This window comes from Ammoniphilus sp. CFH 90114, assembly GCF_004123195.1.
GTDB lineage: Bacteria > Bacillota > Bacilli > Aneurinibacillales > RAOX-1 > YIM-78166.
In genome coordinates this window covers 129,030-154,175 of the sequence record NZ_SDLI01000009.1, presented here as the reverse complement: position 1 = coordinate 154,175, position 25,146 = coordinate 129,030, and the positions used below count along the sequence as shown (strand labels likewise).

Sequence of the window (25,146 nt, the reverse complement as noted above, 5' to 3'; positions counted from 1 at the left end):
AATTAGTTTCGTAGAGTCGAGGAGGAATAGAGATGAGCGTAGTAGAAGAAAAAGGATATTTTGGTCAATTTGGCGGTAGTTTTGTTCCACCTGAATTGCAGGAAGTATTGAATTATCTGTCCGATCAATTCGATAAGTATAAGAATGATCCTGACTTTAATGAGGAGTTCCGTTACTATCTGCGTGAATATGTGGGTAGAGACAATCCACTGACATTGGCTAAGCACCTAACGGAAAAATTGGGAGGAGCCAAGATCTACCTCAAGCGCGAGGACCTCAATCACACGGGTTCACACAAGATTAACAATGTGGTGGGACAAATCCTTTTAGCTAAGCGCATGGGAGCCAAGCGGGTAATTGCAGAAACTGGTGCTGGTCAGCATGGAGTGGCGACAGCGACAGTGTGTGCCATGTTTGGGATGGATTGTGTCATCTATATGGGAGCAGAGGATACGAGAAGACAAGCGCTGAATGTATTCCGCATGGAGCTCCTCGGAGCGAAGGTAGTGGCGGTTGAGAAGGGACAAGGGCGTCTGAAGGACGCGGTGGATGAAGCGCTTGGCGACTTGGTGCGCAACTACGAGAATACCTTTTATCTCTTAGGCTCTGCTGTAGGTCCTCATCCGTTTCCTACGATGGTCAAGCACTTCCAATCGGTCATCAGTGAAGAATCGAAGAGACAGATCCTGGAGAAAGAAGGAAGACTTCCCGATGCGATCATCGCATGTGCCGGAGGGGGTAGCAATGCGATTGGTTCTTTTGCACATTATATTGAGGAGCCAAGTGTCCGCTTGATTGGTGTGGAGCCTGATCAGGCGCCTACGCTGAATGAAGGTGTCCCCGCGGTTATTCATGGATTTAAGTGTTTGGTATTACTAGATGAGCAGGGGAATCCTAGACCGACGTATTCCATTGCTGCAGGATTAGATTATCCTGGGATTGGCCCGGAGCATAGCTACTTAAAGGAATCCGGAAGAGCGGAATACTATATGGTAAGCAATGAAGAAGTCTTAGAAGCATTCCAAGTTCTATCTAAGACGGAAGGGATCATCCCAGCACTAGAAAGTGCTCATGCGGTGGCCCATACCCTCAAGCTTGCACCAACCATGTCACCTGATCAGATCATTATCGTCAATATCTCTGGTCGTGGGGATAAGGATGTAGAACAGGTTTTTCATATGTTAAAGAAGTAAAAAAGTAAAGGAGTTTACATCATGGCACATTTCGCAGCAATTCTTTACATGCAAGACGTAGAAAAAAATCAGGAATACCGTCCGCAGCATTTAGCTTACCTAGAAGAATTAGCAAAGCAAGGAAAGGTCCATGCCAAGGGTCCATTCGTAGATGGAGCAGGTGGTTTGGTTATTTATGTTGCTGATTCCTTAGAAGACGCGAAGGAATTAGCCGAGAAGGATCCCTACGTCATCGAAGGCGCTCGTCGCCTCGAGTTGCACGAATGGAAAATGTCCAATTAGAAGGAAGAGAGGGTGCTCCATGGGAACACCCTCTTTTTCTTTTTGATGGGTTAACGCTGTAACATGCGAGTTCTCACATTGACATCTTCATCACCGGTAATCAGGGCATTTCCTTGATCGGTCCCATACCCTCGATTGTTGAAGGCATCATATCCTCTGCTCATTGGAACATGTCCTACTCGGTCGGTATAGATCGTGCGATTACGTCCGCCATCGTATACGTCATCGACATCATGATAGTTCACATTATAGATGTGGCGGTCGTAGCCATAACCACCCATGTCCCTCGTACCCGCGGTTCCACACGCTGTAATAGCAACACTTAAGGAAAAAATGGACACTAAAGCGGCTAACTTCTTCATTTAAAGCACCCCTTTTCCTTTTCGTTGTGTTCCCATCTTTCCTATTGTGGGGATTTGTAAGAATTTTTATTTATGCCAAAAAAAGAGAAACTATCGCTTCCCTTGGGACGTCTAATTTAATAGAAACTAAAATGAAAGAGGGGAAACAATGGGAAAAGCTATTCGCGGTTTAGTCGCAACCATGATACTGCTGTTTAGTTTTCAACTAGCCGCATTCGCCGACACACAGACAAAACTCAGACTTGGGAATGACCTCTTACTTGAAAATTACTCCTATTTAATTGATGGGAAGAAGGTCGGCTTAATTACAAATCAGACAGGAGTGAACAGTGAAGGGAAAAGAACGATTGACATGTTGCATCAGTACCCTTCAGCTGAACTTGTCGCTATCTATGCGCCTGAGCATGGAATTGATGGTGTGGCCAAGGCTGGAGAATACGTTGAGTCCTATGTTGATCCCACCCTGAAACTACCTATATATAGTTTATACGGTAAGACTCGCATGCCCACCCCGGATATGTTAAAGGGCATAGATGTCCTGCTTTTTGATATTCAAGACATCGGCGCGAGAAGCTACACGTATATTTCAACTTTAAACTATTGTATGATTGCAGCTCAGAAACAAGGAATTCCTCTAGTGGTGCTAGATCGACCTAATCCCTTGGGAGGGGAGATCGTAGATGGACCGGTATTAGAAGAGCCTTATAAGACTTTCGTTGGAGTAGATATCCTGCCCATGGCGCATGGTATGACGGTAGGAGAAATGGCTCAGTACTTTAATCGAAACATTAACTCTGATTTGATTGTCGTTCCTATGGAAGGATACTCACGTAAGATGCTGTTTCAAGATACAGGGCTTCCATGGATACCCACCTCGCCGAATATTCCTGACCTGAAATCCGTTATGGGCTATATGGCAACCGGGCTTGGTGAAGGAACAGGTATTGTTCAGAGAGATAAGTTCACTTGGATTGGCGGGAAGGGGATTGATTCTAAGCGCTATGCCGATCTAATGAATCATGCAGGTCTGCCGGGAGTACGCTTCATACCGGAGAATAAGGCGAATCAAGGAGGCGTAAGGCTTGAAGTTACGGATCCTTATACATTTAATCCAGCGAAATCGGGGATTTATGCTTTAACGTATGCTTGGCAGTTAACTCGATTCCAAGTGCCTGTTAGCGGAAAAACGGTAGTCATGTTTGATAAAATTATGGGAACGAATAAAATCGGTCAATACCTTAAGCAAGGACTATCTCCTCAGCAGATTGAAGCGAACTATGCGTTAGAATTAGAGAGGTTTAAAGAGGAACGCAAGAAATACCTTATCTATGAAAGTGAAGGCAGCAGTGTACCAGCGATTCAAAAGAAAGTCTTGGAAGGTGGAATCGTAAGCAACAAAAAGTCATATGTTCCTATCGAAGCGTTATTGGGTCAGTTTGGTTATACCGTACAGCACGATGACAGTACGCGCAGGATAACCGCTACTAAAACGGGCAAACATGTGATTTTTGATGCGAATTTGACTCCGATGCTTGTATGGGTAAACGATGTACCTATTCCATCAACGATTGATCCTTTCATGAAGGATGGAGTAGCTTACATGCCGGCAAACTTTATTACCTGGTTAGAAAAAAGTCATCAACAAACCGTGGGGAACGTTGTTCGCATTACGACGGCTGATCTAGAGGTTGAGGTATTGCTGCCACCACCACCCACCCCAAAACCACAGCCCCCGGCACTGCCGAAACCAACTAAACCCATTGCGGGAAAGGTGGCCTATTTAACCTTTGATGATGGACCTTCTAATTTGACAGGACCCATCCTAGATATTTTAAAGGCGCACCAGGTAAAAGCGACCTTCTTTGTTATAGGAAAAAATATCAAGGGTCACGAAAAGATCATGAAACGAGCGATTGCAGAGGGGCATGTTGTCGCAGGTCATACGTTTACACATGATTATAATAAGATCTATCGGAATGTTGAAGCCTTCTTCAAGGATTTAGAGGAGGGGAACAAAGAGATTGAACGAGTGACGGGGATGAAACCAACCATCTTCCGCTTTCCTGGGGGAAGTAATAACGGAGTAAGTAAGCTGGCTCAGGATCCCCAATTATACGGGAAAGATCAAACCATTATGAAAGATATCGTAAAAGAGTCAGGGAAGAGTGGGTATACGTACTTTGACTGGAACGTGAGCTTAGCCGACGCATCACCGACTGGTTATACAGCCGAAAGTGCCCTTCAACGGGTAAAAGAAGGCGCTAAGGGTAAAAAAGAGATTGTTGTTCTTGCTCATGACACGGCGCCAAAGAAGAATACTGTTAAAGCTCTTCCGGATATTATTCAGCATCTTAAAGAAGAAGGATTTAGTTTTAAGACGTTAGAAGCTGGTGTAGAAGGGTTTAAGTTTTTGAAGTAAGAGGGCTATTGAGCCCTCTTTTTTTCAGTTCGTAAACCATTTGCTCATCCATGTCTTCCTGGCTTTCACTTCTTCCATGGAGGGAACCTGATAGGGATCATAGGCGAGTCGCACTTTTGTCACCTTGCTGGTTATTTCATCAAGGGCTACGAGGTCGGTTTCCGATAGTTCTAGTAAGGAAGTCTTCCCCATGGCACGTATGGCCACTTTGATCTCCTCGATATAAGAGTTAAAAAAGTTCTCCAAATGAGTTGCTGCTAAATCCTCATCTAATTCATCAGCCAAAGTCCCTGGATAAAAGGCTAATTGTGTAGGGGGCTCCCAAGGAATGGCTTTAGTTACTTGTTCATGCGTCATGGCCCATAGCGGAGCTGTACCTAGATAAACACCATCTGCACCGAGCGCAAGTGCCTTCATACACTGACCGGGATTGGAGAAGCCACCTCCGATTAATAAACTAATCTTTTGCTTCACTCCGCGACGGCGCAGATACTGGACTGCCCTTGACAACGCATAGATGGTAGGCAGTCCAAAATCATCTTCAAGAATGGGAGGTCCTCCCTTCGTTCCTGCTTGTCCTCCGTCAATGCTTATAAAATCAACCCCGGCGTGTATACATACCTCTAAGTCCGCTTCTAAGTTTGCACTAGCACAGATTTTAACACCGATCGGTACACCGTCGGTTATCGTGCGAAGTTTTTTGACTAACCTCTTAAGATCAGTAGGTTTGTTAATTTCCTTGTGACGAGAGGGAATAACTAAATCCTCCCCCGGTTTCACGTTCACCATCTCCCTAGCGCGACCTTGCAGGAACTCCGGAGGGATGCGGCTCGCTGCAGCAGCTGAGGCCCCTTGTCCAATGTGAATCTCAATGGCATCCGCTTGTCGAAGCTTTTCGGGATCCGCTGTCCATGGTCCTGAACTGTATTGCATGATCAAATATTTGCTGATTTCCCGGTCCTCCGGCAAGAGAGGCCCTTCCCCGGTATTGGAGGCAGTTCCTACAGCTGAGGTTGCTTTAGCCGCGGCAATCTTAAGTTTCTCAGATACCCCAATCCCATATCCCCAGGCACCAAGCATGATGGGAATGTCTAAAGTAAGAGGTCTCTTAGCTTGTGGCCCTATTGTAATCTTGGTGTCTACGGGAGCATCGTCCGGTGCAGGCAAGATAGCAAGTTGAGCAGGTGAGAAGATGAGACCATCAAAGTGAAGAAATTTCCGCGGACTGCCAAACGGCCTTTCTATCACTTTACCTGATTCAGCACGCAGACTGTTCTCGACAACCGAAGTAGGAGGAGTTCTTGTTATTGCCGTGACCATCTCCCAAATATTCTCAGGGTACCGGTCCTTCATGATTCTTTTAATAAACGCCCCAAGGATAAGTTGGGTCAGTGGTCTCATGAACAGTACGGATACAATAGCTGTAAACAGGATAGCTAGCAAGGCACCGGAAAATGAACCGATGATAAAGGAAAGCCAGTTAGGTTTCATTTTGTTCCCGCCTTTCCTGGTCGGTTATTTTAATTCCAAGTATAATTTTCCATCTTTCTTCTAAAAATATCCTTAACAAAGGGAACGCGAATCTGATACGAATACGGAAGAAAAAAGGTGGGAAGACAATGTTCGGGTTGTTTAGGAGAAATAAGACTAGAATACAGCAGCAAAGGAATAGCAAGAATGGGTCCCATGAATTTCCCAATACCATTTTTTCTTCCGTTCAACAAAACGTAGACAACATTCGTAAAATCATGAGCTCTCCGGACGATCTCATCACAAGGGTATTTACCATCGCAAACACTAACCATGCCTGTGCGGTCATATGTATTGATGGGTTAGTAGATAAAGACTTAATAAACGATAAAATCATAAGAAATATTCAGCTCCAAGTGACTCAGTTGGATAACCCCATTTCTCTATCTGCATCAAAGATCCTGCAAGAGCTGGAAAACGCCGTCGTTTCTGTTGGGGAAATCACAAAAGCGTCGACGCTGGATGATGTGATGTACGCCATACTGTCAGGTGACACGGTTCTATTTGTGGATGGTACTGCTGAGGTTCTTATTGTAGGAGGTAAAGGCTGGGCAAGCCGAGGAGTAGAGGAACCGGTTACTGAAGCGTTGGTTCGGGGACCAAGGGATGGCTTTACTGAAAATCTGCGTACGAACACAGCTCATATCCGGAGGCATCTTCGAGACCCCAATTTGCGATTCGAGTCTTTTAAAGTGGGAAGGCGATCCAAAAAAACGCTCGTGCTCTGCTATGTCGACGGAATCGTAAATCCTGCCCTAGTAAAGGAGGCTCGCCGTCGCATTCAATCCATAGACTTGGACGATGTTCCAGAGTCTGGGTATATTGAGCAGTGGATTGAAGACAGCTTTCTTTCCCCTTTCCCCCAGATACAGCATACCGAGAGGCCAGATAAGGTTGCCGCGGGTATCGTACAAGGCAGAATAGCTTTAATTTTGGATGGTTCTCCTTTTGCTTTGGTGATGCCGATGACGCTCGCTTCCAGCATGCAGTCGCCTGAAGATCATTATGAACGTTGGCTAATTGGAACCTTGCTCCGTGTGTTAAGATACGGCGCAGCTTTTTTGGCTACCTTTCTTCCAGCTTTATATGTTGCACTTGTTTCGTATCACCCGGGTATGATTCCTTCCAAGCTTGCTTTTTCCATCGCTGGCACGCGAGAAGGAGTTCCGTTTCCCGCTGTCGTAGAGGCAATTATTATGGAAGTTACGCTAGAGTTGCTTCGAGAAGCAGGGATACGCCTCCCTAAACCAATTGGCCAGACGATTGGCATCGTTGGTGGCTTGGTCATAGGAGAGGCGGCTGTATCTGCTGGGATTGTCAGTCCGGTCATGGTCATTGTCGTGGCGGTCACCGCTATTTCGTCCTTTGCCATGCCGGCTTATAGCTCAGCCATCGCTCTTCGTATGCTTCGCTTTCCGATTGTGCTTGCGGCTTCGATATTTGGTCTATATGGAGTCATCTTATGCTATATCATGATCAACATTCACATTGCCAACTTGAAAAGCTTCGGTATTCCGTATTCAACTCCTTTTGCACCAAACTTTTTAAATGATTGGAAGGACTTAGTGATTAGAGCGCCGCTAACTATGCTGGGCAAAAGGCCACAGATGCTTCAAACGGAGGATAAAGACCGGATGTACCAAGGGGGGAGAAAAAAGTGAAATCCTTTGAATATGGGGATGAAGAGGTCAGTAATAAAGAGATAATGATTTCTGTAACGGCCATGATCATAGGAGCCGGCATCTTGACTTTACCAAGAGGAATTGCGAAAGTGACGATGGGATTGGATGGCTGGCTGTCCATAATCCTAGGAGGAGGCATAGCGATGTTATTTGCTTGGGTTTGCGCCAAGCTTGCTTCGCGTTTTCCGCGTAAGGCATTTCTGGAGTATGCCACTCTACTTGTTACCAGGCCAGGAGCTATCATCCTTACTTTGCTTTTTGGGTTTCACTTTCTATTTTTTACAGCCTATGAGATGCGTGTCGTAGCTAATATTTCTAAAATTTACTTGTTTGACCAAACACCTGTTGAAGCTCTTGGTCTGGTATTCCTGCTTGTGGTTGTTTACGCTGTGTCAGGTTCAAGAGTGGGCATTCTTAGAATAAATTTAATGTTTATGCCGATCGTATTATTCATAGCCACCGCAGTAGTTTTGATGAACCTTAACTTTTTTGAGTTCGATAACTTAAGGCCCTTTTTTACGAGCGATTGGAAGGGATATCTTGAAGCTACAAGAGAAACAAGCTTTACTTTTCTTGGTTTTGAAGTTTTATTGTTCTATGTTGCTTTATCCAATCAGCCACAAAAAGCACCAAAAGCAGCGATCTTAGGTGTTTCAATTCCCATCTTATTGTATCTGGTAGTTTACTTCATTGTCATTGGGGTCTTCGGACCGCAGTCAACAGCCCAAATGGTGTATCCAACCATTGAATTAGCTAAGGAAGTAGAGGTGCCTGGGCAATTTTTTGAACGGTTTGAATCCATTTTTTTTACGATTTGGATAATGGCTCTATTCAGCACTTCAGCGATGGCCTTGGATATTACGGTGATGTGTCTTAAATTCATATGGCCTAAGGTGAAGAAAGTGACGTTTGTTTTCATTCTTAGTCCAGTTATTTATATGATTGGGATGTTTCCAGAAAATCAAATTTCGGTAACAAATCTAGGGAATTTCATTAGTTATTCCGGCATTGGTTTGGCGGTCTTTATTCCAACGCTATTGTTAATTCTAGCAAAGGTTAGAGGGGTGAAGGGGCATGCGTAGGGTTGTGATAGGGTGGATGATGATTTGCTTGTCTGTCGTTATCACAGGATGCTGGGATCGAGTTGAAATAGAAGAGAGAGGTTTTGTTATCGGGGTGGCGATTGATCTGGCAGAAAGTGAAAAAGATGATCAAAGTATGGAATCGGCAGAGAGGCCTAAGGGAAAGGAACGATTTGTGGTCACGTTTCAATTTGTAATACCGGAAGCCTTAAAAACAGAGGGAGGGGGAACTGCAAAGCCCTTCCTAAACCTTTCAACAGAATCAGAAACAATGATGGAGGCTGTTCGACAGTTAGCTACTCGGACTAGCCGGACAGCTAATTTTTCACATATTAAAGTACTTATTGTTTCAGATGAAGCAGCAAAAAAAGGAGCCTTTGCTGATGCAATTGACTTGTTTCTTCGGGATCATGAAATGCGAAGAGGTACAAAAGTGTTTATCTCTGATGGAAAAGCAAGAGACGCACTCGATATTGAGCAACCAATTGAAAAATTGCCCGTCATGTTCATTCGGTCAGTTGCTGAGAATACGCATCGTACAGCGAGGATGTATCCTACAGTCCGAATAGGAGATCTCCATGACAAGCTGCTTAGCAAAAGGAGCTATGGTGTTCCCCGAATTATCAGCACAAAGGATGAAGTGAAAATTGCCGGAACCGCAGTTATACAAGGGAGAGAGAATAAGATGGTAGGTTGGCTGGGGGAGGAAGAGACGATCGGCCTCAACTGCATACTAGGTGAAGTGGAAGGAGGCGTCGAAAAAATTGAACTGGGGGATAGCCTGGTTGTTTATGAATACCGTGGGAAAAGCAGTTCAATAGACGCCGACGTCTCAAACAAAGAAAATATCAAATTTACCATTACCATTGAGACAGAAGGGATGATTCCCGATTCTATGGAAACCGTCGATTGGCAAGATCCAAAAGTGGTCAAAAAGGTTGAAGAGAGGGTTCAAGAGGAAACCTTAAGAATAGCCTATCGGGCAGCAAACAAGCTGCAAAAGGAATTCAAAGTCGACGCGATGAGACTAGGGGAATACCTACATGATTACCATCCCGATGTATGGGCTGTCTTAAAAGATGACTGGGATACTGGGAAACATTACTTCTCGAAAAGTACTATTCAACTTGAAGCAAAAGTGATTGTCAGAAATTCAGGTGTAATCTATAAATCTGAACCGATGCAAGGTGGGTAAAAATATGAATGAGATGCTGGAGCGTTTTATCGGCTATGTACCACCAGGGGGGTTGTGGATTTGTGCCTTTTTATCTGCAGCTATTCCAATGGCTGTTTATTACATCAATCAGACGCTTCACAAGTATGCCGATCCTCCGTGGAAAAAAGGCCAGGGGGAGGAGTAGGGGAAAGCCGTTTATCTCCGATAGAGAGGTAGACGGCTTTTCTTCATAAAAACTTTGAAAAAGCACACATCACCACGTCCTGGAACATTTTGCTTCTAGTAATATGATTTTGAGTCAAGATCCCAATGGTTCCCTCCTTTTTCTTGATGTCCTTACCTCCGGCCCACTCATCAATGACATCCCCAAGCTCTTTTCCTTGGCGAATCCCAATGGCGACCTCCTCGGGCAATAAGATGCGCAATCCACCTGCTACCCCGTATTCTCCACTACGTGAAGCAATGGCTCCCCAATTACATAGAAACATCCCATAGGGAGTCTCAGCAATTCCCCCTTCTAGTCCAATCCCATAGTCCGAGTTTGTTTCAAGTAATGCTGCTCTAGCTCGATTGAGCGCCCCATGTATTGTTTCTTCATCTGACTTTGGTTGGCTGGACACGCCAGAGGGAACTTCGAGTCCGACCAGCTCGATCGAACGTCCCATGATGTGATAAGCGTTCCTAACAGCTTCTAATTTCGCTGGATTCTGACTACCGACTGCGATGCGCAACATCTTAAAATTCCTCCGTTAGCTAGGTTTCAATATTCTCATTTTACTCTATTATACTGACTAAATCATCTGAATAATGAGCCTGCCCAGATGAGGGAGGAAGTGGTATGATAAGTACAAAAGCATCAATGTGAATAGGGAGAGGTGTAGGAGATAAACGATGAAGATATTAGAAGAGTTAAGAGCCATATTGACCGAAGGGCAAGTGACCATTAATCCAACCGTTTTAGAACAGCATGGAAGAGATGAATCCCTTCATCCTCCTCACTTACCGGATGTAGTTGTATTTCCTAAGAGTGCTGTAGAAGTAAGTCGCATCCTTCAATACGCAAGTCTGAATCATATCCCTGTTGTACCCTTTGGAGTAGGATCGAGCTTAGAGGGAGCCGTTATCCCTTATGAGGGCGGAATCTCTATGGACTTTCAGCTGATGAACCAAATTATTGAAGTGCGCCCTTATGATTTTCTCGTTCGAGTTCAGCCAGGTGTAACTCGCAATCAGCTGAATAAGGAGTTGAAGAAGCATGGATTGTTCTTCACAGTGGATCCAGGTGCGGATGCGACGCTAGGAGGTATGGCTGCAACGAATGCGAGCGGAACAACTTCTGTAAGATATGGTGTGATGCGTGATCAGGTTCGTGATTTAGAAGTCGTACTAGCTGATGGAAGGATGATTCGGACGGGAGGAATGTCAGCTAAGTCTTCTTCGGGCTATCATTTGAATGGGTTGTTTGTAGGGTCTGAAGGTACTTTGGGCGTATTTACGGAGCTTACCTTACGGGTTTATGGAATCCCAGAAGTGATTATGGCAGCAAGGGCTGCTTTTCCTAGTATTGGTCAAGCTGTGGATGCGGCTGTTTCTATTCTATCGGCTGGTATTCCAGTAGCTCGTATTGAATTAGTAGATGCACGGTCTATTCGCCAAGCTAATAAACATAGTGGCACGGATTACCCAGAAAAACCTACCTTGTTCCTTGAGTTCCATGGGAATGAGGCTGGTCTGAAGCAGGATGCTGAATTCGCTGAGGGATTAGCGTTGGAACAAGACTGTGAAGAGTTTGTTTTTGAAACCGATTCGTTAAGAAGGGCCCAGCTATGGGAAGCTCGTCATAATTTAGCCTATGCTTATAGCCATGGCAATCCAGGTAAGAAAATGATGTTGACGGATGTCTGTGTTCCTTTATCTGCGCTAACGGAGTCTGTTACCCATGCCGGAGAACTTATTGATCAATCGGGTTTAGATGGTTGTGTTGTCGGTCATATTGGAGACGGGAACTTTCATACCTTAGTTCTCATTGATGCCTCAAACCCTCATGAGGTTGAACGAGCGGAGAAGGTGAATGCAGGGATTGTTGAGCATGCCTTAGAAAGAGGAGGCACTTGTACGGGAGAACATGGAGTGGGAATAGGGAAGCGAAAATATCAACGAAAAGAACATGGAGAAGCACTTGACGTCATGAAACAAATGAAGCAAATGCTAGATCCTAATCATATTCTTAATCCAGGGAAGGTATTGCCTTAATGCAAATTCGTGATACGAATGTTCAACTTGTGATAGAATAAGGAGAAGAACAAGAGCAGGATCTTACTTGGAAAGGGTCGAAAAAGCTATGTGGAACTACATCATCCCCATCCTTACCCTCATATTGGGGTTAGTTGGTGGTTTCTTCGGAGGAGTCTACTACTTGAAGCACCAGATGACCAACATGCAGATGGATGAGAAGCAGCTTCAAGCTATGGCGAAGTCCATGGGAATGAACTTAAATGCAAAGCAAATCAATCAGGCGGCTAAAGCCATGAAGGGTATGCAAAAAAATAAGAATTTCAAAATGAAATAATTAACTTTAAGGTGCCATACATGAAGAGAAATAACTTAAGATATACCATGATAGGCTTTATACTTGGAGTCCTAGTAACCATTTTGCTCCAAGAGTTAAGCTTTGGAACAAGGGCAGCCGCCCCGTTCTACGGAGCGGGGATCGGTTTGCTGGTGGATAACATGATTACCAAGTGGCGCTCGAAAAAAGGACCATAGTATACGATTGAATGAAGTGATGCCCTCCTGCTTAAGGGGTGTCACTTTTTGTATTTATCATCCTTTACTTTTAGGAGGAGGAAGATTAATGATTAAAATATTTATGGAGTATCGAATTAAACCTGATGATCGCTTAGCTTATCTCGAAGTGATGAGAAAAGTGTATGCTGTCATGGTAGAGGAACAGAAGGTAAAAAACTATCAATTTTTTGAAGGGACAGATCAACCTTCTCTATTCGTTGAGATGTTTGATGTCGAAGCGCTAGAAGACTATGAACGACTGAAGCATTTGCGCTGTGAAGCAGAGCCAATGATTGACGATTGGGTACAAGGAGGCAAAGAGAAGATTCATATGTGGGCCTTCAAGGAGATGAAAACATGTTAGAAGGATTTAACATCAGAGAATTTCAACAAGACCTTCTTTATTGGTTTGAGCGCAATTTAAGAGATCTACCTTGGCGCCAAGATCGAGATCCCTACAGAATTTGGGTATCCGAGATCATGTTACAGCAAACAAGAGTAGATACGGTGATTCCGTATTTCAATCGCTTTATGGAACGATTTCCCACATTAGAAGTTTTAGCAGAGGCGAAGGAGGATGAGGTACTCAAGCTCTGGGAAGGACTTGGTTATTATTCTAGGGCAAGGAACCTGCATGCTGGTGTAAAAGAGGTTAGTGCGACATACGGAGGATCTGTTCCCGACTCGCCAGAAGAGATTAGTAAAATTAAAGGGGTAGGTCCATATACAGCGGGCGCGATATTGAGCATCGCATATGGTAAGCCTGAGCCAGCCGTCGACGGCAATGTCATGCGAGTATTATCCAGGCTGCTCCTGATTGAGGAAGATATCCAGAAAGTCAAGACTAGGAAGCTGTTTGAGACCCAGATACGTCGCCTCATTGCTACGGAGAATCCTTCTTACTTTAATCAAGCTCTGATGGAGTTAGGGGCACTAATCTGTACACCGAAGTCTCCTAAGTGCGGTTATTGTCCTGTTCAAGCTCATTGTAGGGCACAAGCTGAAGGGGTACAAGCCAATTTGCCTGTTAAAGGGAAAGCCAAGCCTCCGAAACCCGTTGGATTATCGGTCGCTTATATTGCCAAGGAAGATCGTTTCTTTATTCGGAAGCGTCCCGAACAGGGCCTGTTAGCGGGGCTATGGGAGCTCCCGAGTTATGAAGGTGATTTAGACTGTCTGGAGAATCAGTTGCATAAAGAGCATGAATTGGACGTGGTCAGAGGGGCATATTTATTCCACCACCAACATACCTTTTCCCACCTACAATGGCAGATGGATGTCTACTCCTTCAAGCTGGAAGAAGACCATGTTGGTGAAAATGGAAGATGGGTCAGCTGGAACGAACTGGATCAATTTACATTCCCAGTGTCCTATCAGAAGATACTCAGTCAAGTTAAAGAGTTCTCATAAAAAAGAAAGGTATCATAGGGAGCAGAGCAGGATTTAATTGATAGATAAGGAATTATTAAGGCAATACGTCTATGGGGAGGAATACTAGAACATGCACAATGGTACAACTGATTCCGTTATGAATTTTGTATCCGACAGCATTATCGTCATGGATGAAAAAGGTACGGTAACCTCTATTAATCCTGCGGCTGGAAACCTGTTTGGCTACTTAGGATCGGAGGTCATTGGAGAACATGTCTCCTTATTGCTCCCTGAGCTCTTCGTAGACTCGACCTTGACGCCCAAAGCAAAAATTTCGGAGACAGGGAAAAAATCAACAGGCAAGAAGAAGAGTGGCAGTATATTCCCAATCACAATCACAGTCGTTGAGTCGTCTTCAGTTGAAGGTAGATTGTTTATTGGCATCATACGAGAGATCGTGGAACGGAAGCCATGGGAAAATCCGCAATACTTAAAGTTAATATTAGACCATATACCGGATAAAATATGGGTAAAAGACCTTCAATCGAAATATATCTTTGGTAATCGAGCGTTTATGCAGGATTTCGACAAGAAGACCGTAAAAGTTGAGGGATTAACTGATCGGGATCTATTCTCCGCGGATGTTGCTGAGCAGCAGGAGCTTCAGGATCAGGAAGTGCTTAGAACTGAGGAAGGGATCGTATATAAGAAAAAGATAGAACAGGAAGAAGGGACCACAGCGCTTAGAAAATTAACCAAAACACCGTTAAAAGATCACTCGGGGCAAGTATGGGGAATCCTTGGCGTTGATCAAGATATTACAGAGTGGCAACAGACGGAGGAACTCGTTACTCATCTCGGAAAGATTCTAGACGAAACCATTTTTGAAATCTATGTATTTTCTTCTTTTCCCTTGCAATTCTTATATATGAACCAGTGTGCTCTGAAGAATTTAGGCTATAGTATGGAAGAGATAACGGCATTGTCCCCAATCCAACTCTGGTCAAAATATTCGGATGAGAGTTTTCAATTGATGTTAGACTCTATCCTCCTTGGGGAACAAGAAACCTTTCAGTTTGAGACCAATCATCGAAGAAGGAATGGCTCTAATTACCCGATCGATGTGAAGATCCAGCTAATATCCGAAAAGGACAAGGCTCCCTTGTTTATGGCAGTGGCCCAGGACAGCAGCCCTCGCAAGGAAGCAGAGGCGATTCAGAGGAAAGCAGAGCGAGCTTTACTGTATTCTAACTTTGTAATTGATTAAAGCAAAAGGAATCCTGCTGGCACAATCCGACAGGATTCTTTTTTGTGCATGTTTTCTATATTTTCTAATGAATAAAAATACATGTTTATGTATTGACCGCTCAGGTGGATTGTAATAAGCTAATGAATGAGTATTCATATTTAGAACGGGAGGAATGGAGCATGGCTGATTGGTTGAAACGCCTTTCCCTAGTTATTTTGGGACTTTTCCTTACATCGCTCGGAATTAAAGTGCTTTCGATTAGCCAGCTGACATTCGGAGGAACAGCGGGGATCGCTACCATTATCACTTTTATTTCGGAGAGTTCTTGGGGATTTTGGTTCTTTATTGCAAACCTGCCTTTCTTTATTATTTCTTTATCTAAGCTAGGCAAGTGGTTTACGATTTCAAGTTTACTATCGATCACAGGGATTTCTATCACTCGAGATCTATTGGACCTTCTAGCACTGCCTGAAATCAATAATATGGTCCTAGGCTCGGCCCTAGCAGGCTTATTGATTGGAGTAGGGGTTACGTTTGTCCTGAACAATGGTTCTTCACTTGGAGGCATTCATATTCTAGCACTCTACCTAGATGAGCGGTTTAAGATTAATAGAGGAATAACGATATTCCTTTGTGACTTAGCTATTATTTTAAGCGCAGCTGCTTTAGTAGGCTGGATTAATGCGTTAGTATCCACGATTTCAATCATTGTTGCAAGTACGATTATTGGGCGTTATAAGAAGTCTCCGATTAAAGAGATGGTGGAGGAAGAAGAAGCTTATTCATTATCAAAATCCTAAACAAAAAGAGGGAACCCGTCGGGTTACCCTCTTTTTGTTTAGGCGTTAGCCTATTATCCACGAGCTGCAGCGTAACGCTTGCTCACTTCATCCCAGTTCACTACGTTCCAGAATGCGCCGATGTAGTCAGGACGCTTGTTCTGATACTTCAAGTAGTAAGCATGCTCCCATACGTCCAATCCAAGGATCGGAGTTTTGCCTTCCATAAGAGGGCTGTCTTGGTTAGGAGTGCTAGTAACTGCAAGGGCTCCATTGTCAACAACCAACCAAGCCCAACCAGAACCAAAGCGAGTAGTAGCCGCCTTAGCGAATTCTTCTTTGAAGCTGTCAAGGCTTCCAAAAGCGCTGTTGATAGCATCGGCTAATTCACCAGCTGGAGCTCCGCCGCCATTAGGGCTTAGGATCTGCCAGAATAGGGAGTGGTTAGCATGTCCGCCACCATTGTTGCGAACGGCATTGCGGATATTCTCAGGAATGGCTTCCATGTTAGAGATCAATTCTTCAATGCTCTTGCTAGAAAGGTCATCATGTCCTTCTAAAGCAGCATTCACATTGTTTACATAAGTAGCATGATGACGTCCGTGGTGGATGTTCATCGTTTGCTCATCGATATGTGGTTCAAGAGCGTTAGCAGCATAAGGTAGTGCAGGCAATTCATACTTAGGCATGGGTATTTCCTCCTCCATATGTATAGTCTTCCAAAATTTATTATAGATAATTTCACAGACTAAATCAACAAAAAAGTATCAAAATGTAACTTGTTAAGATAAATGTAAGTCCTGAAGACCACCACGACGCTCTATCTCATTAATGATGGTATGATGGAAGCTGACACCTTCTGTATTTAAAAAGCCGCCCATCTGGGCCATGACATGATGATGGAAGGCAAGCTCTGTTAAGGTCCAGTCTTTTAACGGAACATCTTCTAGTTCCCCCATATAGCGTTCTTCGAACATGCGAATCCTCCTTTTTCTCAGGTCCTATCTTAGGATGATATTATTAAAGGATTTTCATTCAGTTAAAAATGAAATATAATGAAGAAGTAAAAATTAGGACCTAGTACTAAAAATAAAGGGGATAAACTCGTATGTCATTTCAAGGTAAAGTAGCCCTTGTTACAGGGGGATCTAGAGGTATAGGCAGGGAAATTGCTCATATGCTAGCCGATCGTGGCTGTCATTTAGTTATTAATTATTTGCGCAATCGAACAGCAGCAGCAGAAACAGCCAAAGAGTTAGAAGATAAAGGTGTTAAAGTATTGCTTGTTAAAGGGAATGTGGGCGATACAGTTAAAATAAAGGATATGTTTAAAGAGATTGATGAGCACTTTGGAAGATTGGATTACTTCATTAGTAATGCTGCCTCTGGTGTTCTTCGTCCGCTTATGGAGCTTGAAGAGTCTCACTGGGATTGGACCATGAATATCAACAGCCGTGCTCTACTGTTCTGTGCTCAAGAAGCATCGAAGCTCATGGAGAAGAGCGGTGGAGGTAAAATTGTCAGTTTATCAAGTCTAGGGTCCATTCGAGTCCTTGATAATTATACGACAGTTGGAGTGTCCAAGGCGGCTGTAGAAGCTTTAACTAGATATTTAGCCGTGGAGTTGGCTCCGAAGAACATCATTGTTAATGCTGTTTCTGGTGGAGCAGTTGACACAGATGCCCTTAAGCACTTTCCAAACCGCGAAGAAATCTTACAAGGGGCAAAAGAAAAGACACCTGCTGGACGTGTGGTAGAACCGAAGGACCTCGCCAATACCGTCATGTTCCTTCTGTCAGATGATTCAAATATGATTTGTGGACAGACGATCATTGTAGATGGCGGGATCTCGTTAATTTTATAGTTGCTAGGGGAGAGGGCACCGTTGGGCTGCCCCTTTGGCTATTGATGATGAGATAGGCGGAGAAAGTTCCGCTATTTAAGAAAGTGGGCCGAAAAGAGCAGGAGTAAGCGGAAGAATTCCGCCTATTCCTGCTGGAAGGCCCGAAAATTGTAGTTTCTCGAGGGATAGCGGGAAAAATTCCGCTTATTTCACTGTTTTTGGGTCCCGGAGGGAAAATAAGCGGAAAATCTCCGCTTATTTCAGGTGAGCCTGATCCTGCTCCACGCTCTCTGCTTACTTAAGCTAGTTGGACCAACCAACTAACCCACCGTCCAAACCTAATCCCTCACACGCACAATCATTTCCACTTCTACTGCAGCGCCACCCGGAAGGGAGGAAACGCCTACTGCAGAGCGAGCATGTTGACCGCGTTCACCAAAGACTTCAACTAATAGATCGGATGCGCCGTTGATGACGGATGGAAGCTCGTGGAAATCCCCGTCTGTGTTGACGAATCCAACGATTTTAACGATTCCTTCTACACGCTCGAGATCCCCTAAAGCAGCCTTAAGTGTATTCAGATGGTTGATCACACATTGTCTTGCAGCCTGATATCCTTCTTCCTTCGTAATTTCTTGTCCTACTTTTCCTTTATAGAGCAGCTTTCCATCCACTTTTGGTGTAACTCCACTAACATATAAAAAGGGAGGGGCAAAAACATAAGGTACGTAATTTCCAGAGGGCTTAGGGGAATTTGCCAAGACAATGTTTAGTTCAGCCAATTTCCTGTCAATACTGGTTGTTGTTAGCGATTCCATTTGTTTTCCTCCTGAATATTAAATATTAATAAAATAACAAAAATTTATCTTTCACCTTTTTACAGCAATCCCATATAATAATAGAAAACATAGTAATGGTGGTGGAGTTAAATTGGATAAGCCTATTAATGTAAAGGGTGTCTGCAACAAGTTTATCGGTAAGTTCCGTGAAGAAGATTGGGAAACCATTGCAGAATTGGGTAAATCAACAAAGAAACTCCAGGTCAAGAAAATAGAAACAAAGAAAAATAAAGGGTTAGTTATTACTTCAAGTCATGGTGTTCTTAATCTCTATGCCCAAAAGGAAGGTCCCGGCACGGTAACCGGAAGCCTATTCCTGATGGGGAACTCCGTGTCTGATATCATTAAACAACCAATCTGGAAGGTTTTCCATACAGCGGCTCATTCCTTTGAGTCTAATGCGGTGATCAACTTTTATCCTGCAGAGGGTGAAGCAATCGAATATAGGCAGGGGTTGATTAGCCGAGAGCCTGGTACTGTTGATCCGAAGCTCCAAGCCCAAATTGATGAGTTCCTGAAGCAACACCGTATTGATTATTTATTAGAAAAGCTACAATCAGCACTTCATCACAGAGATCAATTTGAGATTAATTGGCTTAAGCAAGAGTTAAGCTATACCATCGGAGGCTTAGCAGCCAATCACTAAGTTTGTAGATAAGTTCTTTAATACCTTCGCAATACTCATTGCGACAATATACCCTGTCTTCGGATTATTCGGAGATGGGGTATTTTGTATCTGTAATCGAATCTCGCCGAACTTGCCTGCAGCAAAGATCTCATGAACATTCCGGTTAATATTCGGATCAACAAACACTTGCACCTTGGTTTCATCAAGGCCTAGTCCGGCCAAGCTTAGCGCAGCAGAAACATTTACACTTTCTGGGAAGCGACGAGAGGATTCTCTTGCATTTCCTTCAAACACGCAGACGGGCTCTGTTAAATTGTTCAAGTCTACTTGTTCCTCAACAGCCGTTCCAAACCAAGCTTTAGGAGGCTTGCTCGTTTTTAAGGTAATTTCATCTAGTGGCCCGACCGCACCAGCAGCAATTCGATCCAAACCACCTACAGCAGCAGAAGGGACAATCAGACGCTTGCCAGCTTCTTCGGCTGCTTTCAACGTGCGATCAAGTAAGCTTTGGTCATTGAAGGCCCCTACACTAGAGACTATAAAATCACTGCCGCTTGTCAGAGCTCTTTCTGCATAAAGTTGGACGGCATGATGCCCAGCTCCTTCCACGACAATATCCAAGTCCTTAGCGAAGAATTCGTCCGGTTGATCGCAGAAAACTTCTTGTGGAAGATCTGACTGAACTCGACTCATATCCCTCACCAGAATGGATACTAATTCTACATTTCCTGCTTTTTTTTCCATGATATATTGAGCGGTATCTTTTCCGATCGTTCCATAGCCAATAAGTCCGACTCGAAGCATAAAAGACCTCCTTGTGTTTTGGTATACCATATTAGTTTGGAAGATTGTATCAACTTCAAGAGATTACGTCAATAGGTTTACATCATGAGCAAGGTGATTGCAATCAGAATGAGAAAGGCGAGAGAATAGCCCACATTCCAGCTTACAATGCGGAATGGACTGACTTTGACAATAGATGCCATAATACCGGATGTCGCATTAAATGGACCAAGTAAAAAAGTGGAAACTGCTCCACCCAATAAGGCAAGTGCCATTTGCTCTGGCGTAATTCCTAGGGTTACGGGATCTAGTGATTCTGCTAGCAAACCGATGGCAAGTGCGGGATGCATGCCAAGAAACGCTAAAAGTAAAGGGATAAGCGGCAAGATCATAATAAAAGCGGTTGAACCGATGAGATGATCTAAGCTTGTAACGGCTTGGTTAATACTTTGATTCGAACCCGTAATTTGTAAAGCAGTCACGAAGAACCCTGCACTTAAAAAGATGGCGAATTGATCGCTCATTTTTGGTAATTGATTCTTGAAATGCCCTAATGTTTCTTTAAAGTAAGCTTTCCCTTGTTTCAAAAACATAGACCATAATAGTGAAAAAGGAATCGTTAAAATGATAACTGTGGTAATTAGACCTATAGGAAATAAGTACTCAAGCAGAGCGATCGATGTGATAAAGAGAAGAACAGCGATACTCATTTGTCTTAATTTATGCTTCCATAATTGGTCATCCGGGGTAGACACAGCCGCAGCAATCTCAACTCCAGCAGCAGAATACCCATCGGGTAAGCTATGAAGAAATTTCTTTTGGTTGATCTGAAACAAGGCCCAATTCAATAGAAGACCAGCAACGCTAAGCCCTAAAAGGATGGGTAGCATAGACAACCAATTCACATGGGTGAGGTCAAATACGACCCCTACAATAGGAGCGATGGGTGTCCAGAGTATAGGCAAAGCAAAGCCTTGGATAATTCCAATGGAAGTAAATTGACTAGTGCTCTTTAACGGATATTGCTCAACGGCTTTTTTCACACTGTAGTACATCATGGGCAGTGTGGCTAGATTCATAAAGCAGCTTAGGAAAAAGGAGTAAAAAGAGATCGTTCGATATAAATGAGCTGGACTTTTAATTCTGCTCTCTAAGATGTGACGAATGGTTTCACTATACCCACCGACACGAATAGGTACAGCAATAAGCGGAATGATAGAAAATAAGGCCAATAGGTTGAACATACCGCCAAAAGAAGTCAAATAGGTGGAAGTCGAAACGTCACTTTGCCACAGGACAAAAAAGCCGATTCCTAAAAATAAAGTGGAAAGGCTACCGGCAATCTTTCCTGATTGCGGGAGGGAGACGGCAATACATACAATGGCCGCAATGGAAAGGATGGTAGAGAACAGCTCGGCAGCAAATACGGTTGATAAAAGAAACACACCAATAGAAACCGAATATACAACCGTTCGAAGCGGGATAGAGGCAGCTTTCCCCTTCTTAGAATCCATAGAAGCCTCCTTATCTATCAGTATACTGTATACCAATTTTTCTAATATAGTAGCATGGGAGAGGAAGATAAACAATATTATACAGAATTTTCATTAGGTTTTCACTTCGGGCTGGGTAGTAAAATTTACATTTTATTCTATTTAAAATTTTCTAAAAAAGTTATGTACATTAACACTTTGTTTATGTTAGATTATATGGTATACAATATCCAATACACAAAAAAGGGGGTGTTATTGATGGAGTCCTATCGCTTGACTGAGATGACATGGCCGGAAGTACAAGAAGCTCTAAAAACGGTGAAGTTAGCCATCATTCCAGTGGGGGCGCATGAGCAGCATGGACCACATATGAATGAAAGCTGTGATGCTGTTTTAGCCACGGAGGTTTCTAACCGTTTAGCACAGAGACTTTTTCCGCATGTTTTAGTTACGCCGACTGTTAACATGGGAGTTTCGATTCACCATATTAATTTTCCTGGGACAATTACTTTAAGACCTGAGACTTTGATTAATGTTTTAAGAGACATGGTCTGGTCCTTAAAGAAGCATGGAATTGAGAAATTTCTATTCCTGAACTCTCATGGGGGGAACCAGTCCACTTTAAGCGTGGCCTGTACAACCTTGACTCATGAATTAGAAGTAGAGATCTTCTATGCGAAGTCCACGGCAGCAGCGAAAAATGCAATGAAAGAACATATCTCATCTACTCTTTTCGGTCACAGCTGTGAAAGAGAGGTTTCTGAAGCACTATATCTAGCTCCTCAACTCGTACGTCCAGATCGACTTGAGAAGGGAGATATCGTAGAGGGCAAGTGGAGAAACTTACGTCCAGGAAATGCTTTGCAGGGAACCTATCAATATGAGGAAATGACGGCTAATGGCTGTATCGGTGACGCCACTAAAGCCAGCTATGAAATTGGACAGCAGGTTGTCGAAGAGGCTTTAGATGGTTTAGAGAGTTCGATAAGAAGAATGTTAGATCTATAGTTTCAAGTTATTTCCACTAGCTGTAAGCTTGTGATTCATAGTAAAATCAAAAACAAATAAAGCGTTTTCATTCTTCTTCTTTTTCTTTTTTTAATTGAAATTATCAGACCATTTACAAACTTGTTTATCTCCTGTATTTACAATACTTTTGAAAGAAGGTGCTATGAATGTCATTAACATTAGCTCATTGGATGTATGCGCTGGTTACCCTTATTGTTATCGGAACCATGCTCTTCCGACGCGGAGTAGTACTTCCTACCTTGATAGGAACTTTGTTAGTAGCATGGATTTACAACGGAAGTTTTATCGGGGGTCTTCAAGCGATCTTCAATGCGAACCTAGTTGCGGCAAAAGAGCTTTTTAGCATCTTCTTGATTATTACCTTCATGGTTGCACTTCTTCATTCATTAAAAGATCTAGGATCTGACCGAAGAATGATAGCACCTATCCAAAAAGTAATGGTAAATGGTCATATGGCTTTCTGGGTTTTGATTGCGGTTACATTCTCAATTTCTCTTTTCTTCTGGCCAACGCCTGCTGTTCCATTAATAGGTGCCTTGTTGATCCCTGCAGCAGTTAAAGCAGGATTGCCAGCGATTGGAGCTGCAGTAGCTATATCTTTAGCAGGACAAGGGATGGCGCTTTCCTCTGACTATGTAATGCAGATCGCCCCGATGCTAAGTGCAAAGGCTGCGGGTGTAGAAACGAGTTTGGTAGCTAGCAAAGCATGGGTACTATCTTTAATTACTGGATTGACTGCTATTGGTATTGCGTACCTCACGATGTTTAAGAAGATGAGAAAGTCAGATGATGGAAGTATTGAAAACGAACTAACTTCGCTCGGAACACAAAGTGCTCAACATGAAGTAGCGGCTGCTAGTGAAGTCTTGAGTGCCGAGGATCAATCCGTATTAGATCGTTGGGGTAAGTTCTTTGCCGTATTAGTACCTGCAAGCTTACTGGCAGTGGTTGTTGTGATGGCTTTCTCTAAAATAGAAGGCGCTAATTTGGGTAGTTTTGAAGGTGGAGACGGAGCTGCATTTATTGGTGGTGTAGCAGCAGTACTTCTTGTGTTAGCTTCTGTTGCATTTGGACGTGCTCATGCCTTAGATAAAATTGGTGACCACATTACCGATGGTTTCGTATTCGCCTTTAAGGCAATGGGACCCGTGGTTCCGATTGCTGGGTTCTTCTTCTTAGGAAGTGGTGATTTTGCTGGGACAATCCTAGGTGTTGGAGAAGGAGTAGCAGCGCCAGCGTTTTTGTTCGATATCATTAGTTCCGCACAGAGTTTAGTACCACAAAGTGCGTTCTTAACTGCCTTTGGTATCCTTATCATTGGTATTATTACAGGTCTAGATGGTTCTGGATTCTCTGGATTACCTTTAACTGGTGGTTTGGCTGGCGCAATGGGGCCAGGGGTTGGACTAGATCCTGCCACTTTAGCCGCTATCGGACAGATGGGTGCAATCTGGACAGGAGGAGGAACTCTTATTGCTTGGTCTTCTCTAGTCGCTGTTGCTGGATTCGCTGGAGTTTCTGCGATTGATCTGGCCCGTAAAAATTTCTTGCCAGTTATTATAGGTTTAACAGTTTCAACAATAATTGCACTATTGATATGGTAAAAAACTTTCTAAAAATAGTATTGACAGATTTGTGAACGTCCTGTAGTATGTAAGACAAGAGCTTTGGTATACCAAACACCAAAGCTCTTCTAAAAAAGGCAAGTTGGTATACCAAACACCAAATACAAAAAGCCTTTAAGTAAGTTTGCTCCTCTTGGTCATACTAAAACAGGACCAAGCTCAAAAAAAACGATAAAACCCACATTCAAGGAGGAATTAACAATGGCAGAATTATTAAACCGCGAAGATTTCAGAGCAGAGTTAGAGAAAGCGATCAAAGGACAGCATTCTTCTGTATCTCCATTTGCTAAAGCATGGTCTGAAGGTTTACTAGAGCGCAAACATTTTGCACTATGGGCTGAAAACCACTACGCATACGTTGGACCATTCGCAGACTACTTGGCTTACATCTATGCTAGCACTCCAGATGCTTATACAGATGCCAAAGACTTCACCCTTCAAAACATGTGGGAAGAAGAGCTTGGTGGTGACAGACATACAGACTTGTTGATTCGTTTTGCAGAAGCTTGCGGAACTACAGCTGAGCGTGTAACAGATATCAGCAACATCCTTCCTACTACTCTTGGATTACAAAGCTGGTGCTACGCTGTAGCAATGAGAGAAAATTTCGTAGTAGCAACTGCTGCTCTAGTAGTTGGATTAGAATCTCAAGTACCTGCAATCTACCGTAAGCAACTTCCTCCTTTGAAAGAAAAGTACGGATTCACTGATGAAGAAGTTGAATTCTTCGATCTTCACATCGTATCTGACGAGATCCACGGTGAGCGCGGATACCAAATCGTTCTTGACTATGCAACAACTCCTGAAATGCAACAACGTTGTTTAGAAATCGTTCGCACTGGTGCGAAAATGCGTTGGATGTACATGGAAGGTCTATATAATTCCATGAAGGAAGAAATCGAAGCGAAGATCAACGCTTAATTCATAAGAATAGAGAATGATCCTATACGGCAGTTTCCTAGTAGTAAGGGAACTGCCGTTCCAATAAGTATG

Annotated in this window: 27 protein-coding genes; 19 read left to right on the top strand and 8 right to left on the bottom strand. The window is 43.5% G+C overall.

Annotation, left to right across the window (positions count from 1 at the left end; translation table 11 throughout):
- Positions 1-32 precede the first annotated feature (32 nt).
- Both trpB and EIZ39_RS19340 read left to right on the top strand, forming a co-directional pair.
- Positions 33-1,193, top strand: a complete 1,161-nt coding sequence (gene trpB / locus EIZ39_RS19345) for a tryptophan synthase subunit beta (RefSeq protein ID WP_129201862.1) — start codon at positions 33-35, stop codon at positions 1,191-1,193.
- A 21-nt stretch (positions 1,194-1,214) separates the two neighbouring features.
- Positions 1,215-1,475 (top strand): YciI family protein, encoded by a 261-nt coding sequence (locus EIZ39_RS19340; protein WP_129201860.1) that lies wholly within the window; start codon positions 1,215-1,217, stop codon positions 1,473-1,475.
- Positions 1,476-1,525: 50 nt separating this feature from the next.
- Here the strand turns inward: EIZ39_RS19340 and EIZ39_RS19335 are convergent, their stop codons facing one another.
- Positions 1,526-1,837, bottom strand: coding sequence for a hypothetical protein (locus EIZ39_RS19335; RefSeq protein ID WP_129201858.1), 312 nt, complete (start codon positions 1,835-1,837; stop codon positions 1,526-1,528).
- Positions 1,838-1,985: 148 nt separating this feature from the next.
- On the opposite strand from EIZ39_RS19335, the gene EIZ39_RS19330 reads away from it, so the two are divergent.
- Complete coding sequence (locus EIZ39_RS19330; RefSeq protein ID WP_129201856.1) at positions 1,986-4,256, top strand: exo-beta-N-acetylmuramidase NamZ domain-containing protein; 2,271 nt, start codon at positions 1,986-1,988, stop codon at positions 4,254-4,256.
- A gap of 24 nt (positions 4,257-4,280) precedes the next feature.
- Here EIZ39_RS19330 and EIZ39_RS19325 read toward each other — a convergent pair whose 3' ends face one another.
- Positions 4,281-5,747 (bottom strand): FMN-binding glutamate synthase family protein, encoded by a 1,467-nt coding sequence (locus EIZ39_RS19325; RefSeq protein WP_129201854.1) that lies wholly within the window; start codon positions 5,745-5,747, stop codon positions 4,281-4,283.
- Between the two features lie 128 nt (positions 5,748-5,875).
- Between EIZ39_RS19325 and EIZ39_RS19320 the strand changes: the two genes are divergently transcribed.
- From EIZ39_RS19320 to EIZ39_RS26745, 4 genes are read left to right on the top strand one after another with little or no spacing between them, the layout of a single operon-like run.
- The gene (locus EIZ39_RS19320; RefSeq protein ID WP_129201852.1) at positions 5,876-7,447 is read left to right on the top strand and encodes a spore germination protein; all 1,572 of its coding nucleotides are present in this window, start codon (positions 5,876-5,878) and stop codon (positions 7,445-7,447) included.
- Positions 7,444-8,550, top strand: a complete 1,107-nt coding sequence (locus EIZ39_RS19315; protein ID WP_129201850.1) for a GerAB/ArcD/ProY family transporter — start codon at positions 7,444-7,446, stop codon at positions 8,548-8,550. Before EIZ39_RS19320 ends, EIZ39_RS19315 begins: the two co-directional genes overlap by 4 nt.
- Positions 8,543-9,745 carry a Ger(x)C family spore germination protein gene (locus EIZ39_RS19310; RefSeq protein WP_129201849.1) on the top strand — a complete coding sequence of 401 codons (1,203 nt, stop codon included), beginning with the start codon at positions 8,543-8,545 and terminating at the stop codon, positions 9,743-9,745. The genes EIZ39_RS19315 and EIZ39_RS19310 overlap by 8 nt, the downstream gene beginning before the upstream one ends.
- Positions 9,746-9,749: 4 nt before the next feature.
- Positions 9,750-9,911 carry a hypothetical protein gene (locus EIZ39_RS26745; protein WP_164985169.1) on the top strand — a complete coding sequence of 54 codons (162 nt, stop codon included), beginning with the start codon at positions 9,750-9,752 and terminating at the stop codon, positions 9,909-9,911.
- A 43-nt stretch (positions 9,912-9,954) separates the two neighbouring features.
- On the opposite strand, the gene yjjX is transcribed toward EIZ39_RS26745, so the two are convergent.
- On the bottom strand, positions 9,955-10,461 hold the full coding sequence (yjjX, locus tag EIZ39_RS19305) for an inosine/xanthosine triphosphatase (RefSeq protein ID WP_129201846.1): 507 nt from the start codon (positions 10,459-10,461) through the stop codon (positions 9,955-9,957).
- A 157-nt stretch (positions 10,462-10,618) separates the two neighbouring features.
- Here yjjX and EIZ39_RS19300 point away from each other — a divergent pair, with 157 nt between their 5' ends.
- From EIZ39_RS19300 to EIZ39_RS19275, 7 genes are all read left to right on the top strand, one after another.
- Positions 10,619-11,980 (top strand): FAD-binding oxidoreductase, encoded by a 1,362-nt coding sequence (locus EIZ39_RS19300; protein ID WP_129201844.1) that lies wholly within the window; start codon positions 10,619-10,621, stop codon positions 11,978-11,980.
- Positions 11,981-12,047: 67 nt separating this feature from the next.
- Complete coding sequence (locus EIZ39_RS19295; protein WP_483296058.1) at positions 12,048-12,296, top strand: YneF family protein; 249 nt, start codon at positions 12,048-12,050, stop codon at positions 12,294-12,296.
- A gap of 20 nt (positions 12,297-12,316) precedes the next feature.
- The gene (locus EIZ39_RS26740) at positions 12,317-12,493 is read left to right on the top strand and encodes an MICOS complex subunit MIC10 family protein (RefSeq protein ID WP_164985175.1); all 177 of its coding nucleotides are present in this window, start codon (positions 12,317-12,319) and stop codon (positions 12,491-12,493) included.
- An 88-nt stretch (positions 12,494-12,581) separates the two neighbouring features.
- On the top strand, positions 12,582-12,878 hold the full coding sequence (locus tag EIZ39_RS19290; protein WP_164985174.1) for an MFS transporter: 297 nt from the start codon (positions 12,582-12,584) through the stop codon (positions 12,876-12,878).
- Positions 12,872-13,924, top strand: a complete 1,053-nt coding sequence (mutY, locus tag EIZ39_RS19285) for an A/G-specific adenine glycosylase (RefSeq protein ID WP_129201841.1) — start codon at positions 12,872-12,874, stop codon at positions 13,922-13,924. Before EIZ39_RS19290 ends, mutY begins: the two co-directional genes overlap by 7 nt.
- A gap of 91 nt (positions 13,925-14,015) precedes the next feature.
- The gene (locus EIZ39_RS19280; RefSeq protein WP_129201839.1) at positions 14,016-15,152 is read left to right on the top strand and encodes a PAS domain S-box protein; all 1,137 of its coding nucleotides are present in this window, start codon (positions 14,016-14,018) and stop codon (positions 15,150-15,152) included.
- Positions 15,153-15,313: 161 nt separating this feature from the next.
- On the top strand, positions 15,314-15,934 hold the full coding sequence (locus tag EIZ39_RS19275; protein ID WP_164985173.1) for a YitT family protein: 621 nt from the start codon (positions 15,314-15,316) through the stop codon (positions 15,932-15,934).
- A 53-nt stretch (positions 15,935-15,987) separates the two neighbouring features.
- On the opposite strand, the gene EIZ39_RS19270 is transcribed toward EIZ39_RS19275, so the two are convergent.
- Both EIZ39_RS19270 and EIZ39_RS19265 read right to left on the bottom strand, forming a co-directional pair.
- Positions 15,988-16,602 carry a superoxide dismutase gene (locus EIZ39_RS19270; RefSeq protein ID WP_129201835.1) on the bottom strand — a complete coding sequence of 205 codons (615 nt, stop codon included), beginning with the start codon at positions 16,600-16,602 and terminating at the stop codon, positions 15,988-15,990.
- A 93-nt stretch (positions 16,603-16,695) separates the two neighbouring features.
- Positions 16,696-16,890, bottom strand: coding sequence for a hypothetical protein (locus EIZ39_RS19265; RefSeq protein ID WP_129201833.1), 195 nt, complete (start codon positions 16,888-16,890; stop codon positions 16,696-16,698).
- Between the two features lie 131 nt (positions 16,891-17,021).
- Here EIZ39_RS19265 and fabL point away from each other — a divergent pair, with 131 nt between their 5' ends.
- The gene (fabL, locus tag EIZ39_RS19260; protein ID WP_129201831.1) at positions 17,022-17,777 is read left to right on the top strand and encodes an enoyl-[acyl-carrier-protein] reductase FabL; all 756 of its coding nucleotides are present in this window, start codon (positions 17,022-17,024) and stop codon (positions 17,775-17,777) included.
- Between the two features lie 317 nt (positions 17,778-18,094).
- On the opposite strand, the gene EIZ39_RS19255 is transcribed toward fabL, so the two are convergent.
- Positions 18,095-18,574 (bottom strand): RidA family protein, encoded by a 480-nt coding sequence (locus EIZ39_RS19255; protein WP_129201829.1) that lies wholly within the window; start codon positions 18,572-18,574, stop codon positions 18,095-18,097.
- A gap of 112 nt (positions 18,575-18,686) precedes the next feature.
- On the opposite strand from EIZ39_RS19255, the gene EIZ39_RS19250 reads away from it, so the two are divergent.
- Entirely contained in the window at positions 18,687-19,241 is a 555-nt protein-coding gene (locus tag EIZ39_RS19250; RefSeq protein ID WP_129201827.1) for a hypothetical protein, read from the top strand.
- On the opposite strand, the gene nadX is transcribed toward EIZ39_RS19250, so the two are convergent.
- Positions 19,224-20,027, bottom strand: a complete 804-nt coding sequence (nadX, locus tag EIZ39_RS19245; protein WP_129201825.1) for an aspartate dehydrogenase — start codon at positions 20,025-20,027, stop codon at positions 19,224-19,226. The two genes, EIZ39_RS19250 and nadX, sit on opposite strands and share 18 nt — an antisense overlap.
- A 77-nt stretch (positions 20,028-20,104) precedes the next feature.
- Positions 20,105-21,520 (bottom strand): hypothetical protein, encoded by a 1,416-nt coding sequence (locus EIZ39_RS19240; protein ID WP_129201823.1) that lies wholly within the window; start codon positions 21,518-21,520, stop codon positions 20,105-20,107.
- A 237-nt stretch (positions 21,521-21,757) separates the two neighbouring features.
- On the opposite strand from EIZ39_RS19240, the gene EIZ39_RS19235 reads away from it, so the two are divergent.
- From EIZ39_RS19235 to EIZ39_RS19225, 3 genes are all read left to right on the top strand, one after another.
- Positions 21,758-22,507: a creatininase family protein gene (locus EIZ39_RS19235; protein WP_129201821.1), complete on the top strand. Its 750-nt coding sequence runs from the start codon at positions 21,758-21,760 to the stop codon at positions 22,505-22,507.
- A gap of 167 nt (positions 22,508-22,674) precedes the next feature.
- Entirely contained in the window at positions 22,675-24,132 is a 1,458-nt protein-coding gene (locus tag EIZ39_RS19230) for a hypothetical protein (RefSeq protein ID WP_129201819.1), read from the top strand.
- Positions 24,133-24,354: 222 nt separating this feature from the next.
- Positions 24,355-25,074: an iron-containing redox enzyme family protein gene (locus EIZ39_RS19225; RefSeq protein ID WP_129201817.1), complete on the top strand. Its 720-nt coding sequence runs from the start codon at positions 24,355-24,357 to the stop codon at positions 25,072-25,074.
- The last annotated feature ends 72 nt before the right edge of the window (positions 25,075-25,146 follow it).